General features: G+C 63.3%; 12 protein-coding genes. 5 read left to right on the top strand and 7 right to left on the bottom strand.

The genetic code is table 11. The features are described 5' to 3' along the window. The first annotated feature begins 99 nt into the window (after positions 1 to 99). Positions 100 to 1,416, top strand: a complete 1,317-nt coding sequence (locus tag FJQ89_RS04885; protein ID WP_141169285.1) for a nucleotide sugar dehydrogenase — start codon at positions 100 to 102, stop codon at positions 1,414 to 1,416. Beyond that, positions 1,416 to 2,615, top strand: coding sequence for an SDR family oxidoreductase (locus FJQ89_RS04880; protein ID WP_141169284.1), 1,200 nt, complete (start codon positions 1,416 to 1,418; stop codon positions 2,613 to 2,615). Before FJQ89_RS04885 ends, FJQ89_RS04880 begins: the two co-directional genes overlap by 1 nt. A 190-nt stretch (positions 2,616 to 2,805) precedes the next feature. Here FJQ89_RS04880 and FJQ89_RS04875 read toward each other — a convergent pair whose 3' ends face one another. From FJQ89_RS04875 to FJQ89_RS04865, 3 genes are read right to left on the bottom strand one after another with little or no spacing between them, the layout of a single operon-like run. Next, a complete protein-coding gene (locus FJQ89_RS04875; RefSeq protein ID WP_243136424.1) occupies positions 2,806 to 4,341 on the bottom strand; it encodes a SpoVR family protein in 1,536 nt (511 codons plus the stop codon). Next, a complete protein-coding gene (locus FJQ89_RS04870; RefSeq protein WP_141169283.1) occupies positions 4,338 to 5,522 on the bottom strand; it encodes a DUF444 family protein in 1,185 nt (394 codons plus the stop codon). The genes FJQ89_RS04875 and FJQ89_RS04870 overlap by 4 nt, the downstream gene beginning before the upstream one ends. Before the next feature lie 2 nt (positions 5,523 to 5,524). Further along, positions 5,525 to 7,489, bottom strand: a complete 1,965-nt coding sequence (locus FJQ89_RS04865) for a serine protein kinase (RefSeq protein ID WP_141169282.1) — start codon at positions 7,487 to 7,489, stop codon at positions 5,525 to 5,527. Between the two features lie 275 nt (positions 7,490 to 7,764). Between FJQ89_RS04865 and FJQ89_RS04860 the strand changes: the two genes are divergently transcribed. Then, the gene (locus FJQ89_RS04860; protein ID WP_243136423.1) at positions 7,765 to 8,946 is read left to right on the top strand and encodes a S1 family peptidase; all 1,182 of its coding nucleotides are present in this window, start codon (positions 7,765 to 7,767) and stop codon (positions 8,944 to 8,946) included. A 169-nt stretch (positions 8,947 to 9,115) separates the two neighbouring features. Beyond that, positions 9,116 to 9,451, top strand: coding sequence for a hypothetical protein (locus tag FJQ89_RS04855; protein ID WP_099763779.1), 336 nt, complete (start codon positions 9,116 to 9,118; stop codon positions 9,449 to 9,451). A 66-nt stretch (positions 9,452 to 9,517) separates the two neighbouring features. Here the strand turns inward: FJQ89_RS04855 and FJQ89_RS04850 are convergent, their stop codons facing one another. The 4 genes from FJQ89_RS04850 to FJQ89_RS04835 form a co-directional block, all read right to left on the bottom strand. After that, positions 9,518 to 10,954, bottom strand: a complete 1,437-nt coding sequence (locus tag FJQ89_RS04850) for a catalase (protein WP_116744432.1) — start codon at positions 10,952 to 10,954, stop codon at positions 9,518 to 9,520. A 269-nt stretch (positions 10,955 to 11,223) separates the two neighbouring features. Continuing rightward, the gene (locus FJQ89_RS04845) at positions 11,224 to 11,916 is read right to left on the bottom strand and encodes a tetratricopeptide repeat protein (RefSeq protein WP_141169281.1); all 693 of its coding nucleotides are present in this window, start codon (positions 11,914 to 11,916) and stop codon (positions 11,224 to 11,226) included. Between the two features lie 56 nt (positions 11,917 to 11,972). Beyond that, on the bottom strand, positions 11,973 to 14,069 hold the full coding sequence (locus FJQ89_RS04840) for a bifunctional 2',3'-cyclic-nucleotide 2'-phosphodiesterase/3'-nucleotidase (protein WP_141169280.1): 2,097 nt from the start codon (positions 14,067 to 14,069) through the stop codon (positions 11,973 to 11,975). Between the two features lie 122 nt (positions 14,070 to 14,191). Continuing rightward, positions 14,192 to 14,878, bottom strand: a complete 687-nt coding sequence (locus tag FJQ89_RS04835) for a zinc metalloprotease (protein WP_141169279.1) — start codon at positions 14,876 to 14,878, stop codon at positions 14,192 to 14,194. 348 nt (positions 14,879 to 15,226) lie between these two features. Between FJQ89_RS04835 and zigA the strand changes: the two genes are divergently transcribed. Further along, positions 15,227 to 16,459: a zinc metallochaperone GTPase ZigA gene (gene zigA, locus FJQ89_RS04830; protein WP_141169278.1), complete on the top strand. Its 1,233-nt coding sequence runs from the start codon at positions 15,227 to 15,229 to the stop codon at positions 16,457 to 16,459. Positions 16,460 to 16,473: the final 14 nt, after the last annotated feature.

Here is a 16,473-nt window from a genome sequence, read left to right as displayed (position 1 = left end):
CTCCGTGTTCCTTGTTCCTGCTCAAGAATGGCCAGCCCGGCGACCGTAGAATTTCCCGGACGGCGATGCTCAGGCCGCAAACATTGGGAGCACATGCATATGGACAGCAAGCTGGATGGCAATGTGAATCACAAAGCGGACGTGGTGGCGGTGATGGGGCTCGGTTATGTCGGCTTGCAGCTGGCCGTGGCGTTCGGCATGCGCCAGCGCACCATCGGCATCGACTTGTCGGCACGCAAGGTAGAAAGTTACCGCAACCATGTCGACCCCACGGGCGAAGTGAGTACGGAACAGCTGCGCGCGGCGCAGTGGCTGAGCGTGGGTTGTGATCCGGCCGAGCTGCAACTGGCCGATTTCATCGTCGTGGCCGTACCCACGCCCGTCGACAGCGCGCACAATCCCGATTTCTCCGCCCTGGCCGGCGCCAGCGCGGCCGTCGGCCGCCATATGCGGCGCGGCGCCACCGTCATCTACGAGTCCACCGTGTATCCGGGCGCCACCGAGGAAATCTGCATCCCCATCCTCGAGCGGCATTCTGGCCTGCGCTGGAAGGAAGATTTTCATGTGGGTTTTTCGCCCGAGCGCATCAACCCCGGCGACAAGGACCACACCCTGCACAGCATCCGCAAGGTGGTCTCGGGCGACGACGACGCCACCCTGGACAAGGTGGCCGCCCTGTACGAAGGCGTAGTCGCGGCCGGCGTGCACCGGGCGTCGAGCATCCGCGTGGCCGAAGCGGCCAAGGTGATCGAAAACACGCAGCGCGACCTGAACATCGCGCTGATGAACGAACTGGCCATCATCTTTGACCGCATCGGCATCGATACCCTGGAAGTGCTGCAGGCGGCGGGCACCAAATGGAATTTCCTGCCGTTCCGTCCCGGCCTGGTGGGCGGCCACTGCATCGGCGTCGACCCGTATTATTTGACGCACAAGGCGGAAATGCTGGGCTACCATCCGCATGTGATCCTGGCCGGGCGCCGCATCAACGACGGCATGGCCAAATTCGTGGCGGAAAAGACCATCAAGGAAATGGTGCGCGCCGGTTTCAAATTGAAAGGGTCGCACGTCAACGTGCTGGGCCTGACCTTCAAGGAAAATTGTCCGGACTTGCGCAACTCGAAAGTGGTCGACATGATCCACGAACTGCAATCGTACGGCGTGCAGGTGCATGTGCATGACCCCGTCGCCGATGGCCGCGAAGCGCTGGAAGAGTACGGCTTGACCCTGGAAAGCTGGGAACAGCTGCCGCGGGCCGAGGCCATCATCAGCGCCGTTTCGCACCAGGCCTTGCTGGCCCGCCCGCTGGCCGACTTCCAGGCCAAGGTGCTGGAAAACGGCTGCTTCATCGACATCAAGTCGCATTTCGACCCCCGTCCGCTGGCGGACGGCGGCCTGCACGTGTGGCGGCTGTGATGGCGGCCGGCGCTCTCGATGCCGCAGCAGACACGGCGCTGGGGTCAGCCGGTGACGTGGCGGGCCCGGCTGCCGGCGCCTACGCGCAAGCGTGCGCGCAACTGGCCAGCGAACCGCGCCGCTGGCTGGTGACGGGCGTGGCAGGCTTCATCGGCTCGCACCTGCTGGAAACCTTGCTGCAACTGGGCCAGGAAGTGCGCGGCCTGGACAACTTTATGACGGGCCACCGGCATAACCTGGAGCAGGTGCGCGCCAGCGTGGGCGAAGCGGCATGGCGGCGCTTCACCTTCATCGAAGGCGATATCCGCGACCCGCAGGCGTGCGCGCGCGCGTGCGGCGCGCCGGTGCCTGCCACCAGTAGTGGCGACGGTGGGGCAGATGGCGGCGGCACTTTGAGCGAGCACGGCCGTGCCGATCCTGGCGGCCCCGTCGCCGTCGATTTTGTGCTGCACCAGGCGGCGCTCGGTTCCGTCTCGCGTTCACTGGAAGACCCGCTGCTGTGCCATGCCGTCAATGTCAGCGGTTTCCTGAACATGCTGGCCGCCGCGCGCGAGGCAGGCGTGCAGCGCTTCGTGTATGCCGCGTCCAGCGCCACCTATGGCGACCATCCGGCCTTGCCGAAAGTGGAAGAGCACATCGGCGCTCCCCTGTCGCCGTATGCCTTGAGTAAATATGTCAATGAACTGTATGCGCAGGTGTACGCGCGCTGCTACGCCATGCAGACGGTGGGGCTGCGCTATTTCAATGTCTTCGGCCCCAGGCAAGACCCGCTGGGCGCCTACGCGGCCGTCATTCCCCGCTGGATCGCCGCCATGCTCGACGGCCAGGCCGTGCACATCCATGGCGACGGCGCCACCAGCCGCGATTTCTGCTTTGTGCACAATGCCGTGCAAGCCAATATCCTGGCCGCCACCGGCACCGACCCGGCAGCCGTCAACCAGGTCTACAACGTGGCCGTCAACGCCCGCACCAGTCTGACCCAATTGCACGCCAGCATGCAGCAGATGTTGCTGGCCACCCTCCCGCAGCACGTGCCGCTGGCACCCGAATATGGCGAATTTCGCGCCGGCGACGTGCGCCATTCGCAGGCGGACATCGCCAAGGCGGCCCGCTTGCTCGGTTATGTGCCCACGCACGACCTGGCGCAAGGCTTGCGGCACACCATCGCCTGGTATGTGGAGCAGGCGAACCTGGCCTGAAGGGGGCATCAGTTGTACAGCAGTTGTGCATCAGGTACACATTCAATGTACATCAAGTACGCATCAAGTACGCATCAGTTGCGCATGATGTCCGCATGGGGAGCCTGCCAGGTGCCCGCACTGGCGGCCATCGTCCATGCTGCGCAAGGCGCGCATTGCTACTGCACAGGCCCTGCGCCAGGTTCGCCGCTTAATGCTGCACGGGCGCCGCTGCCGGTACGGGCGGTGTTGCCGGCTTGGGAGGTTCGGGCACGCCGTCGCTCTTGCTGTGCAGGACACGGGGCGTGCCGCGAAAATCGGCCGTATGCAGGGTGACGGGGCGGCGCCAGATGCGGGCGAAATACGCCAGCACCTGTTCCGCCCGCTCCAGGTCGAGGCCGCGTCCATCGCGCTGGTGATCGTGGCGCAGCACCAGGCTGCCGTCGTCATTGAGCAGGGTGACGGCGATGCACGGCACGCCATAGTTGTATTTGGGCGCCAGGATGGCTTCGCGGATGGCCCGCAAGTCGCGGCTGGCCAGGCGCGTTTCACCGTCGCGGCGGCTTTCATGCACGAACAGGCCCAGGCGGTCAGCCAGTTCCCCGTCCAGATAGTTGCGGATGAAACTGCAGTCATCGTCGTCGCGGCAAATCTGGCGCGCCCGCGCCAGTCCTTCGCGCTCGATGATGTGTTCCCACATGCAAAAGCCCAGGTGATAGGGATTGACGGCCAGCGCCTGCTGGTGCTCGCCCGCGTAAGGGCGCACCACGTCCGAATGCGATTTGATGGCGGACAGATACAATGCGGGCGGCAGGAAGTCGGCTTCGCGCAGCAGCCGCGCATGCCAGTACGAGGCCCAGCCTTCATTCATGATCTGGCAGGCGTACACGGGATAGAAGTAAAACGATTCTTCGCGCACGGCCAAAAAAATGTCGCGTTCCCAGTCGGCCAGCTCCGGCCCATGTTGTGCGATGAACCACAGCAAGTCGTACTCGGCTTGCGGCGGCAGGAGCGGGCGCTGCGCCAGCCGCGCGCTGGCCGCCTCGCGCGCCGCCAGCTTGGCGGCTTCACCGGGCAAGCGCCGGTAGCGCCGGTCAAACGAATCGTCTGCGGCGGCTTGGTCTGGCGTACCCGCGACGCCGGCTGGCCCCGATGCCGCAGCATAGGGTAGGCGGTGCAGCTCGGCATGGATGTCCACATGCTGTTCCAGCGCCAGTGCCGCGTCGAGCACGGCTTCCACCTGCTCTTGCCCGTACCGTTGCAGCGCTATTTCCAAACGCCGCGCCCGCGCTGCGCTTTGTTGCAGGATGTGCTGGCCCGCCATGGCACCGAAGCGCAGGAACAGGGCATTGCGACTGGCAAAATCGGCGTGACCGAGCACATGCGCCGTGACGAGGGTGTTTTCGGCCACGGAATTGTGTTCCGCCATGTAGGCATGGCAAGGGTCGCCAGGAAACATGACTTCGAAAATATGCGAATTGCCCATCTTCTGATGCACGAGCTGGTGGATGTAGCGCACGCCGAACGACCAGTGGCGCATGCGCACGGGCAAGCCATAGTTGGCGATCTCGTTCATGAAATTGTCCGGTACCAGTTCGAACTCGACGGGCGCAAATGCCAGGCCCAGCTCGCGCGCCAGTGCTTCGATGCGCGCCGCGTAGCCATCCAGGCCCATGGTCTCGACTCTGTCAGCCTTGCCGGCCTGGTCTGGCGCACCGCCGTGGCTCTGCGCGTCAGGCCGTGTCATGATGCTGCCTCCGTGTCGGCCGCTTCGTGCTGGAAAAAGGTGCGGATGGCCGCCCACACATCGTCAGGCTTGCTGAGGATGCTGCTGTGCAAGGGCAAGCCCCGCCGTTCCTGCTCGGCGCACAGGCTGTGCATTTCCGTTTCCAGGCTGCGCGGCACGCCGGGCAAGGTTTCCACATAGCCCATATAGTTGAGCAAGGCGGCCAGTTCGCCCAGGCCCAGGCTGGCGGCCGCCCGGTCTTCGCTGAAATTTTCGCCATCGGAGGCATAGAACAGATAGGCGTTATAGCGCCCCGGTGCGTAGTGTTCCTGCAGCAGTTCGCGGCTCAGGCGAAAGGCGGTGGACGCCATGGTGCCGCCCATGCCACTGACCTGGAAGAATTCGGCCTCGGAAAATTCCCAGGCCCGCGTCGTATGGGCGATGAAGCGCGTTTCCACGCGCGCATACCTGCGCCGCAAGCCCTGCAAGGCAAAGAAAAAGAAGGATTTGGCCAACTTGCGCTCGGCTTGCGCCATGCTGGCCGACACGTCCAGCACGAAAAACACGACGGCATTCGTGCTGGGGCGGGGCTGTGCCAGCACCTGGCGGTAACGCAAGTCATCATTGGTGAAGGGCACGGGCTGCGTTTGCAGGGCGCGCCGCTTGATCGCTTCCTTGACGGTGCGGCGCCGGTCCAGGCGCGAGCGGGCGCCATGCCGGTCCAGGCCGCTGCGTACCAGCCGCACGTCGTCGATCGCGCCCAGGTGGCGCGGCTTCAGGTGCGGCAGCTCGAAGGCGTCCCACAGCCAGTCGAGGATGTCGTCGATGGGAAACTCCAGCAGCAGGCGCACCGCCCCCTCGCCATCGCCGCCTGGCGCACCGCCCTCGCCTGTGGCGGCAGGGCGCGCCGCGCGCAGGAGATCGCCGGGCTGGCCTTCGCCCTGGCCCGCGCCCACGCTGTTGCGCGCCGGCGCCAGGCGAAAATGCGCGTGTTCGAGCAGGCGCATGGGCACTTGCACCGTACGCTGCTGCGGTCCGCCGATCAGGTCAGGCGTGGCGATCAGTTCGGGCAAGTGCGCCTGCACGGCATCGCGTACTTTCTGGTTGTGACGCAGCCAGTCGCGCGCGCCGCGCGAGAACAAACCGTACCAGGGCTGGGCCAGGGCTGGGGCGGTGGACACTGGCGAAGTCGTGGCGGACATGGCTATTCCTGCGCCAGCAAGGTGGTCACGTAGTTGAGCGCTTCGCGCGCGCTATGGGCGTCATAACCGTATTCGTCCACCAGGCGCTGCTCGACGGCGGAGATCCTGGCCCGCACGTCATCGTCGGGGCGCTTGGCCGAACCGACCAGGCGCAGCACGTCGCGCCGTTGCTCGAACAGATATTGCTGAATGGCATCGTGCAATTGCGCGTGGCTAGCCAGGCCGAAGGGCTCGCCCCGCTTGAAGGCGCCCATGGCCTTGCGCACCACTTCTTGCCGGAACGACTGCTTGCCCGCGTCGCTGATATGGATTTTCTCTTCCACGGCGCGCAGGAAGCGCTCGTCGGGGCGGCGCTCTTCGCTGGTCATGGGGTCGCGGATCTGGCGGTTGTCGAGCATGGCTTCGACTTCATCGAGATACTTGCTCAGCAAGTCCTGCGCTTCTTGCTCGAACGACACGAACAGGGCCTTGTGCACGTCGGCCTTGACCCAGCGGTTATAGAAATCCTTGCGCGTGAGCACCAGATAATCGACCCACTGACGCTTGCGCCGCGGTTCGATGCGCGCATCGCTTTCGATGCCATCCTTCAGGGCCAGCAGCACATCCATGGTGGAGAGGCTGTTGCGCTGGGCGGAAATGATGGCGTGCGACAGGGCATTGATGACGAATCGGGGCGACACGCCCGACAAGCCTTCGTCGGGCGACTTGTCGCGCGCGCGCAAGCGGCGGATGTCGGCATGCTGCAAGTCGTCAACGTCTTCGTCTGCATACACGCGCAGCTTCTTGACCAGTTCGGCTTCCTTGTCCTCGCCTTCGGGCAGGCGGCTGAGGATGGCGAACACGGCCGCCGCATGCAGCACGTGCGGATCGAGATGCACGTCGCGGAAGGCGGGCGCGGCCGCCAGGATCAGCTTGCGGTAAATGCGCGCTTCTTCGCGGTAATTGAGCGTATACGGCACTTGCACGATGACCATGCGGTCGAGCAGCGCCTCGTTTTCGCTTTCTTGCAGGAATTTGCGAAATTCGGCCAGATTCGTGTGCGCGAGGATGGTTTCGTCGAGGTAAATCAGGGGAAAGCGCGACACCTTGACATTCTTTTCCTGCGTTAAAGTCAGCAGCAAGTACAGGAATTCGCGCTTGACCTTGAGGATTTCGATCATTTCCAGCATGCCGCGGCTGGCCGCATACACGGCGCCGGACCAGGACCAGGCGCGCGGATCGCCTTCGTCGCCATACTGCGTCACCTTCGACAGGTCGACGGAACCGACCAGGTCGGCCAGGTCGGCCGTGGTGGGGTCGTGCGGCGCATACGTGCCGATGCCGCAGCGGCCCGCCTCGGACAGGTGGATGCGTTCGACGGGCATGCGCAGGAAGTCGCCCGCGTACTGTTCTTCCAGCCGCGCGCGGCAATGGGGACACAGTTCGCCATGCAGCTCGGCGTCATAGCTGGCGCGAAAGTCGGCGCGCATGCTGTGCGGCACCAGGTGCAGCGGTGATTCATGCACGGGACAGCCGGCGATGCCGTACAAGGCGCCTTCGCTGCTGTGGCTGTATTCTTCCAGCCCCCGCTTGAGCAGGATCACCAGGCTCGACTTGCCGCCCGACGGCGGGCCCAGCAGCAGCAACATGCGCCGGCCCACTTCGGAGCCGGCGGCGGCCGCCTTGAAGTAGGCGGCCACGCGGTCAATCGCCTCGTCGATGCCGAACAGCTCGTTGTCGAACAGGCGACAGCGGAAGCGCCCGCTGTCATCGGTCTGGCCGTTCCAGCGCATCATGTCCCACAGGTACTGGTGCGCGCTGCGCGTCAGCAGGGCCGCGCGAGCGGGCAGGATTTGCTCGATAAAGTCGGCAAAACTGCCGCGCCAGGGGCTGATGTTGTGTTTTTCCGCCCAGGCCGCCATGCCGTGCAGAAAGCCGGCATGCTGGCCTGCTTGCTCGCCCGCAGGCGCGTCGTCGTGGCGTGTCATACCAGGGCTCGTCATTGTTTCCCCATCCATGCCGTTGCTGGCGTTGCTAACCTTGCTGTCGTGGAGCAGGCCCGGTTCCAGCCTGTCGGCCAAGTATACGGCGGTGCCTCTGCCCGCACGCCTGATCTCGCTCAACCTTGACGAGGGAACTATTTTTGCCCTCCTTTGGCCCCTTTGGCGCAGGGCTGCCACGCGCCTGCGCAATTCAATCCAGATCAATACCGGCCGGCGCGGCCCGTCCACACTGGATATCCGGAGCACCCCACGAGGAGAACATGATGATCGGCAATGATAACGGTTTCAGTGCCCCACCCGGCAGCAGTGGCCAGGGGCAAAGCGCGGACGATGAAGAGGCCATCGGCCAATTTTCCACCCCCGGCGAGGACGACAATACGATCGAAAGCGCATCCGTCTCGGACGTGCCCGACGCCTTGAGCGGTGTCAGCATGGAATTGCTGGAAATTAAGCGCAGTATCGAAGACGGCATGCGCCAGTCGATTTCCCAGGCGGGCGGCGTGCGCGCCGCCGACGCCTTCAGCGACGGCGGCAATATCCAGGGCGTGTCCATCGGCCTGGGCGAGGGCGCCAGCGACAGCTCGTCCGGCGAGCCGGGCTTGCCAGCCCTGACCCTGTACGTGGCCGAACCGACTTCCGTCGACCGCGCCAAGGCTGCCATCGTGGGAGCCATGGGCGTGCGCGCCGTGGCCAGCGACAGGGTGCCCGTCAATATTGTCGTCACGGGCGTGATCGACGCGCAGCCGCACCGTTTCCGGCTGCGTCCGGCGCCGGGCGGCGTCTCGGTCGGGCATTTCCGCATCACGGCCGGCACCATCGGCTGCCTGGCCGTGGGGCGCAGCGCGCCGCGCAACAGCCGTTTGATGATTCTGAGCAATAATCACGTGCTGGCCAATTCCAACGGCGGCGCGTTCAACGACTGCATCGTGCAGCCGGGCCCCATCGATGGCGGGCGCTGCCCGCAAGACCAGGTGGCCGTGCTCGAGCGCTTCGTGCCCATCAATTTCAGTGGCGGCGTCAATTTTGTCGATTGCGCTACCGGCTGGGCCTGGCCAGACCGCGTGCGTCGCGAACTGGTCTACCTGAGCGGTGGCGTGCCGGCCTATTTCCGCATCAGCAACGCGCTGGCAGCGCCCGCGCTGGGCATGCTGGTCGGCAAATCCGGACGCACGACGCAATTGACGCAGGGCCGCATCACGGGTCTGGGCGCCACCATCAACGTCAATTATGGCGGCGGCAGGATCGCGCTGTTCCAGGACCAGATCGCCATTACGGGCGTCAGCGGGGCATTCAGCGCGGGTGGCGACTCCGGCTCGTCCATCTGGACCTGGAACCAGCAGCGCAATCCCGTCGGTCTGCTGTTTGCCGGCGGCGGCAATATCACGTTTGCCAACCAGATGCGGCGTGTGGTGGTGGCGCTCGATATCAATTTATATACTTGAGCAGGGTCACAGAAAACGGTGCGGCGGCGTGATGCTTCCTTGCACTGCGCCACCTTTTGCACGATGATGATAGGGTCAAGTGTGGCTGCCATGCATGGCCTGGCGGGCAAGAGGCGCGCCGTGCCTCCTTGTTCAACGCGTGCCATGGGCAGCATCAGGAGGATGTGTCATGTCAAACAGTAAATTTGTAACAGCGCCTTACGCCGTCTTCGAGGATGCGGCCATGCCGTATGTGCCGGACGAGGCGAGTAGCCACGCGGTGGCGGGCCTCGCGCATGCCGCACCGCCGCCCGGCCGGCTGGAAGCGGCAAAGCGGCGCAATGAGCGGGCCCTGATGGCGATCGATGGCGTCGAAGGCGTCAGCCTGGGGCAGACTGCCATCGGCGGCGAAGCCCTCGTCGTGTATTTGCGCGATGCGTCCGTCAAGCGGCGCGTGCCGTCGCAGGTCGACGGTTATCCGGTGGAAACGAGCATCACGGGCCAGATCGATATCCAGCGCTGGTAGGGGTGGCGTAGATGGAAAGCAAGAAAAGCCCGCTTGCGGGCCTTCCTTGCCCTGCGTGCGCTGACCCTATTTGCTCAGGCGGGCTATCGCTTCGGCCACGCCCGCGCCATACGCGGGGTCGCACAGGGTGCAGTTGCCGATGTGGCGTTGCTTGACTTGCTCCGAGGCACCCGAGATGGCGCGCGCCGTGTTGTCGAACAAGGCTTGCTGCTGTGCCGCAGTCATCAGGCGGAACAGGGCTCGCGGCTGCGAATAGTAATCCTCGTCGACCCTGTGGTTCCAGTGGTCGGCCGCGCCTTCGATACTCAGCGGCGGTTCACGGAAATCGGGCTGCTCGGCCCATTCCTGCTCGCTGTTCGGTTCATAGCCCAGGGTGCCGCCCTGGTTGCCGTCGACGCGCATCTGGCCGTCGCGGTGATAGCTGTGGAACGGGCATTTCGGCGCGTTGACGGGGATATGGCTGTGGTTGACACCGAGGCGGTAGCGCTGCGCGTCGCCATATGAAAACAGGCGCCCCTGCAGCATCTTGTCCGGCGAAAAACTGATGCCGGGCACCACGTTGGCCGGGTTGAAGGCCGCCTGTTCCACTTCGGCAAAGTGGTTGTCGGCATTGCGGTTCAGTTCCAGCACGCCCACCTCGATCAGCGGATAATCGCCGTGCGGCCACACTTTCGACAGGTCGAAGGGGTTCAGGTGATACGTGCCTGCCTCTTTTTCCGGCATGATCTGCACGTACAGCGTCCAGCGGGGGAAATCCTTGTTTTCGATGCTCTCGTACAGGTCGCGGTGCGAACTTTCGCGGTCCTTGCCCACCAGCGCCTCGGCTTCGGCATCCGTCAGGTTTTCAATTCCTTGCTGGGTTTTAAAGGTGAACTTGACCCAGAAACGCTCGTTTTGCGCATTCAGGAAGCTGAAGGTATGGCTGCCGAAGCCGTGCATGTGGCGGAAGCTGCGCGGCAAGCCCCGGTCGCTCATCACCACCGTCACCTGGTGCAGTGCTTCCGGCAGCGAGGTCCAGAAGTCCCAGTTGCTGTTGGCGCTGCGCAGTCCCGTGCGCGGGTCGCGCTTGATGGCGTGGTTCAAATCGGGGAATTTCAGCGGGTCGCGCATGAAAAACACGGGCGTGTTGTTGCCAACCAGGTCCCAGTTGCCTTCTTCCGTGTAGAACTTCAGGGCAAAGCCGCGGATATCGCGCTCCGCATCCGCCGCGCCCCGCTCGCCAGCGACCGTGGAAAAGCGCGCGAACATGGGTGTTTGCTTGCCCACGGCGCCAAAGATTTTCGCCCGCGTGTAGCGCGTGATGTCGTGCGTGACGGTAAACGTGCCGTGTGCGCCGGAACCCTTGGCATGCATGCGGCGCTCGGGGATGACTTCGCGGTCGAAGTGGGCCAGCTTTTCCAGGAACCACACATCTTGCAGCAGGGCAGGGCCACGCGGGCCGGCCGTCTGGATGTTCTGGTTGTCGACGACAGGCGCTCCAAAGGCGGTGGTCAGCTTTTTCATTGGACTCTTTCTTTATAGGGAGGTCGACGGACGAGCCAGGGCCTACCCAAACACTGGCTGGGCTGAGCGTATGCGACATACTCACCGAGGCTGGTCCAGAGTAACAAATTTCTAAAAAGCAAATTCAGTGTGCGATTTCGAGGCTGGCGACAGCCTCGCCGCGTCCAGGGACGCAGCTAGACCATCATAGCCCCTCGGCAATGTCTAGTCCAACACGATTGATCTGGCGTAAAGTGCAGCGTGATTTTCTGGCGCGCCAGCGCATGGGCTTAAAACCTGTTCCAGTTATTGTGCCGGTGTTCCGTCGCTTCCTTCATCAGGTGGCCCGCGCGCAGGGCGTCGTCCGCCTGCACCGTCATGGCCAGCTCCTGGATGGCGGGCGGGTATTCGTGATGGGCCGCTTCTTCCAGCAGCGCATGGCCCTTGGCCAGGTCGCGCGGCACGCCGCGGCCTTCGCGGTAGGCGTTGTACAGCAGGAACATGGCATGTGGATTGCCCAGTTCGCTCGATTTTTCCAGCCAGCGCGCCGCTATCACGGGATCTTGCGGCACGCCTTCGCCGTTGGCTGCCAGCAGGCCCAGCATCAATGCCGCCTTGGCATGGCCTTGCTGCGCCGCTTGCCGGTACCACAGCCAGGCCTGGCCGGGCGTGGCCGCGCGCAGCATTTGTCCCAGTTCGAAGGCCGCTTCCGTGTCGCCGGCGCGGGCCGCCTGCTCGAACAGACTCAGCGCTTCGGCGCGGCGTTCCGGACGGGCCTGGTAAATCAGCGCCAGTTCGCGCTCGGCGACGGGCATGTCCTTGCCGGCCCAGTTGCGAACCTTGCGCTCGGCCTGCTGGTCGCCCGCCTGGCGCGCGTGCATGGCGACGGCTTCGATTTCCGCCGGCGTGGGCGGCGGGGAGGCCTGGCAGGCGGCCAGGACGGCGGCCAGCACGACGGCGGGGAGGGAGAGTGCGTGTTTCATCTGGATCACCTTGCAGAATGAGGGGCCGGAATTGCGGCAGTTCCGGCCCATGGACCTTATTTGCTCAGGTCAATGCGGTACTTGGCGAAACCGCTGGCGTCGAGGCCGCCTTCAGCCGCCACGTTGGCGATGCCGCTGCCTTGCGCCAGCGCCAGGTGACCGGGTGCCGAACGCAGGATCACGGGACCGGCCGTGGCCGTCTTGACGAAGCTCCAGCTGCGCGCGCTGCCATTCGCCGCCAGGGTCACCTTGCCGGCCTTGGTACTGAGCGACGCCAGGTAATTGCTGACCACGGCCTGGTTCGCATCGGGCGACTTGATGATGGTCTTGCTGCCATCGATGCCAGGCACGGCGCCGCCGCCACCGGCGCGGTAGTCGTTGGTGGCAACGATGAAGTCATCGCCATCGGCGACGGCTGCGCCCTTGTACGTGAGGTTGACGATGCGGCTGCCCGGCTTTTTCGTCACGTCGATCTGGTACGTGAGCGCATTGTTTTCCGCATAGAACACGTCGTAGTTATAAATCGTGCCATACGACGGCACCAGGTCCTGCTCGGCAGTACTGGCCGGGTCGATCTGGCCAAATTGCTTGGCCGACGTTTCCAGCCAGGCCTTCAAGTCCGATCCCTTGATTTTCACGGCTTGCAGGTTGTTGTTGCTATATAAATACAGGTCGCCCGGATTGCGCACTTGCAAGCCAATTGGCGCGGCGGGCGTCGCACCTGCGGCCACGTCCGTGAAGTCCGATGGCCCGTTGCGCCCTGCCTTGAATGGCGCGCTGCACGAGATGACGGGGATGTTCTTGTAGCCGGACAAGGTGGCATCCGTGCTGGTGGCGATGAAGTTCTTCACGTAGTCGAGCTGCGCCTGGTTCACCAGCTGGATGGCGCTCACGTCGCCCACCAGCGCAAAATAGGCGGACATTTCGAAATCCGTGCTGATGCCCAGCGGCTGTTTGGCGTAGGCGATGGTGGCTGCGTGCTCGGTGGCCACCAGCGGTGCGATGGCCGGGTCGGCTTTCACCAGGGTCTTGCCGTCCGTGTACTTGAAGCCGCGCGATTCCACCGTGGTCTTGGCCGGCTGCACTACCCACTTTCCGGCCTGATACACCATCGTCAGCTTGATGATACCCAGGCGTCGGCCCCAGCTTTGCGCCATGACGGTCGGCACGCCGTTCACGAAGCCGTTGACGGCGTCGATCTTCGCGCTGGCCGGGAAGGCGGCAAACGAGGCGTCCAGCGCGGCCGCGCCTTCTTCTTTGCCTTTCGGGAAGATCAAGTGCGAGTGGCCGATCATCAGCGCGTCGATGCCCGTGCTGGTCAAGTGATAGCTGCCGTTTTCCATTTTCGGGCTGTAGGTGCTGGTGTCCAGGCCGCCATGCGACAGGGCCACGACGAGGTCGGCGCCCTTGTTGCGCAATTCCGGCACATACTGTTTCGCCGCCTCCTGCACGCCCGTCACGCTGACCTTGCCAGCGAGCACTTTCTGATCCCATTCGAGGATTTGCGGCGGCACAAAGCTCAGCACGCCCACATTGATCTTCACGCTCAGCTTGCTGCCATCGGGCGCCGTGGCGGTGAAATCGCGGGGCAGCAGCGTATACGGCTGGAAGATGGGCTTGCCGCTGGACACGCCGACGACATTGCTCAGCACGGAAGGGAAGGCGGGCGCGCCGCAGGTACCCGTCGGCTTGGCCACGCCGGGTATGCCGAAATCCGTGTTGGTGATCTGGCTCAGGTAAGGCAAGCCATAGTTGAATTCGTGGTTGCCCATGCCGCCCGCATCGTATTTCAGCGCGTTCATCGCCTTGTGCACGGCCAGCGTGCCGGAGCAGGGCACGGGCGCGGCTACGGCTTGTAAATCGGCGAGCAGGGTGCCCTGGATGACGTCGCCATCGTCGAGCAAGACGTTGTTCGGGTTTTCCGCGCGCGCCGCCTGGATCAGTGTGGAGGTGCGCTCCAGGCCCAGGCTGGTGTCTTCGGCCAGCGCGTAATAGTTGTAACTCAGGACGTTCGAGTGGATATCCGTGGTTTCCAGCAATGCCACGCTGACCGTCGTGCCCTCGGGAATGACTTGCGCCGTGTTTGAACTGCCGTTGCAACCGACGAGACCCGCACTTGCCAGCGCCGCCAGCATGATCCAATTTGTTTTCATTACCGCCCTCGGAAAGATTCAAAGGACGCGACTGTAACGCCGCCATATGACGCGGCGATGACAGACGTGCAGGGCGCATGGATCCAGCTTGTCTGCCGCCAGCTGGGCGGCAGACCCGGCTATTAATCCGTTACCCGGCGAACTGACAGATTTGGCGCAGTAGTCGATTGCGGATTCGCGTATAGCGTCGCCAGCACATCCCAATAGGCTGCGGAAATCGCGGGACCATTGCCAAATCCATTGAAATGGTTGGCCAGCCCAAGCGCATGGCCAAATTCATGTGTCACGATATCCTGGGTGACATTGCAATGTCCATTCCCCAGATTCAGATACACGGGATTCGAGGCGATGCCATTCTGGCTGCTTGGTTGAATCGGGTTGCCCATATTTTTTCCTGTCGCCACATTGGCACAGTAACTGGCGTAATCCGTGGAATTCGGTGGAACATATGACGTGCCATAACTGACGTGAATGTAATTGCCGCTGGCAGGGATGGAATTGACCGCATCGAGCACCAAAAGCCCCCGCAACTTCGTATTAATCTGCGCGATCGCGTTTTGCGTCTTGCTGGAGTAATCGAGCTCGGTGGCATTGCCAGCCGCCGGCGGCGTGACATACACGCTAACGTGCTGTTGCGGCGTCCCAGGCCAGCGCCAGGTGCCGGCAGGGCGATTCGCGCTTGAAAATTCAATATTACTGGACTTGATATTGGCAATGACATCGCCATCGTTCGCGCTGACATTGTCACCGCCGCCACACGCTGATAATCCACCACAGACCAGGGCCATCGCAATCAGATTTAATTTCATCTTGTTTCTCATGTTGTCATCGTTTTGGCAGGGCCAGGAAACCGCTTGCATACAAAAGCCAAAGGCTTGCAGGATTCTTTTACGCCGGGATTGTACCTCAGCCATTATTAAAAAAATACCGCGCTATCGGTCTGCCATTCTGATTGACGTCGATGGCCATGACGACGACAGTCTGCCTTCCACGGAGTACCCCATGATCGTGAGCAGCAGCCCGGAGGCCGGGGCAGCCGTCAACGATTGCCGCACAAATGCAAATTAGTTGCATTATAATTGCAAACGCAATCAACTTGCATTTGATGGTCCGAGTGCCATTGCCTCCCATACCTGACTCCACTCCGAAGGAATCCCATGTCGCAACTCCAGCGCAATCTCCCCGTCACCGTCCTGTCCGGCTTTCTCGGCGCCGGCAAGACCACCTTGCTCAACCACATACTGCGCAACCGCGAAGGCAAGCGCGTGGCCGTCATCGTCAACGACATGAGCGAAGTCAATATCGATGCTTCGCTGGTGAAAGACAGCGCCGCGGCGGCTGGCGCGGCCCTGTCGCGGACGGAAGAAAGACTCGTGGAAATGTCGAACGGCTGCATCTGCTGCACCTTGCGCGACGATTTATTGCTGGAAGTGCGGCGCCTGGCAGCCGAAGACCGCTTCGACTATCTGCTGATCGAATCGACGGGCGTGGGCGAGCCGATGCCCGTGGCCGCCACCTTCGACTTCGAGGACGAGCACGGCGACAGCCTGAACGACGTGGCGCGCATCGACTGCATGGTCACCGTCGTCGACTGCGCCAACCTGCTGATGGACTTTCATAGCGAAGACAGCCTGGAGCAACGCGGAGAAACGGCGGGCGAGGGTGACGACCGGCAGCTGGCCAACTTGCTCACGGAACAGATCGAATTTGCCAATGTCATCGTCCTCAACAAGGTCGACATGGTGGCGGCGGCCGAGCGCCTGCGCGTGCTGGCCATTTTAAAAGCGTTGAATCCCGGCGCGCGCATCATCGAAACCAACCAGTCCGTCGTGCCGCTCGATGCCATCCTCGGCACAAACTTGTTCGATCTGGAGCAGGCGGCCGCCATGCCGGGCTGGGCCCAGGAACTGGCTGGCGAGCACACGCCGGAGACGGAAACGTATGGCATCAGCAGCTTCGTCTACCGGGCCAGGGAACCGTTCCACGCGCAGCGCCTGCATGAGTATATTTCGCAGCCGATTCCAGGCGTGGTGCGCAGCAAGGGCTACTTTTGGCTGGCCAGCCGTCCCGAATGGGTGGCCAGCCTGTCCGGTGCGGGCAAGCTGATGAATATCGAACCCGTGGGCCTGTGGTGGGCGTCCGTGCCGAAGCAGCGCTGGCCCACGGATGCCGCCTCTCTGGCGGAAGTCAAGGCGGGCTGGAGCGAGCCATACGGCGACCGCTACCAGGAACTCGTCTTCATCGGCCAGGACATGGACCAGGCCGCCATTGAGTCGGACTTGAAAAAATGTCAATTGAACTACACGGAAACGCTCCAGGGCATGGCTGCCTGGCGCCAGCTGCCCGATCCGTTTCCACTATGGCAGCGCATGGAAGAACTGGAAGACTAACCCTGAACAGGAAC

The sequence above is a fragment of the Janthinobacterium tructae genome, from assembly GCF_006517255.1.
Lineage (GTDB): Bacteria > Pseudomonadota > Gammaproteobacteria > Burkholderiales > Burkholderiaceae_D > Janthinobacterium > Janthinobacterium tructae.
This window is presented reverse-complemented; position numbering and strand designations above follow the sequence as displayed.